The sequence below is a fragment of the Mesorhizobium sp. M0998 genome (assembly GCF_040318885.1).
GTDB lineage: Bacteria > Pseudomonadota > Alphaproteobacteria > Rhizobiales > Rhizobiaceae > Mesorhizobium.
Genome location: NZ_JAMYND010000125.1, coordinates 1 through 812, shown reverse-complemented (window position 1 = coordinate 812; position 812 = coordinate 1). Strand labels below are relative to the sequence as shown.

Below are 812 nucleotides of genomic sequence, written 5' to 3'. Positions count from 1 at the left end.
GAAATGACGTAGGATTTGGTTGCTTAAGCCGATCCGAACCATTTCCCGGAGACCACACCCACCATGAACGATCTTGCGCTGCCGCTGAGCGGTTTGTCATCAGTCGGCGGCAAGTCCGTCGTCGCCCGTTTCGACGGCGGCATGCTGTCGTCCAACAGCGGCGTTCTGGCCTTGGCCGAGGTGGAAAAGCGGTTGCGGGTGGCCGAGCGTCTGGCGCGTTGCATCGACGATCCGCGCTGCCCGGACCAGGTCGTCCACAGCCTGGCGGACATGATCGGCTTTCGCATGAAGATGATCGCCGCCGGCTACGAGGACGGCAACGACGCCAACCGGCTGCGCCGCGATCCGGTCTTCAAGATGGCCCAGGATGCGCTGCCGTCGGGTCGGGATCTGGCGTCGCAATCGACGCTGTGCCGGCTGGAGAACCTACCCGGCGTGCGGGAGCTGGTCGCGATGGGACGGGCGATGGTCGATCTCTATTGCGCCTCGTTCCGGCAGGTGCCGAAGCGGATCGTACTCGACATTGACGACACCTTCGACGCTGTGCACGGAGGCCAACAGCTTCGCCTGTTCAATGCCCACCATGACGAGTACGGCTTCCAGCCGATCGTCGTGTTCGATGGTGCGGGACGGTTCGTCAGCGCGATCCTGCGACCGGCCAAGCGGCCGAGTGGGGCTGAGATCCGCCCCCACCTGCGCCGTCTGGTGCGGGCGATCCGGATCAACTGGCCGAACATTCGAATCCTGCTCCGCGGCGATAGCCATTATTGCAACCCGCAGGTCATCGACTGGTGCCGCGCCAACGACGTCGA

General features: G+C 64.3%; 1 protein-coding gene. It reads left to right on the top strand.

Going from position 1 to position 812, the window contains the following annotated elements; genetic code table 11:
• Positions 1-63 precede the first annotated feature (63 nt).
• A partial coding sequence (locus NKH59_RS33390; protein WP_353024487.1) for an IS1380 family transposase occupies positions 64-812 on the top strand: 749 nt, incomplete at its 3' end.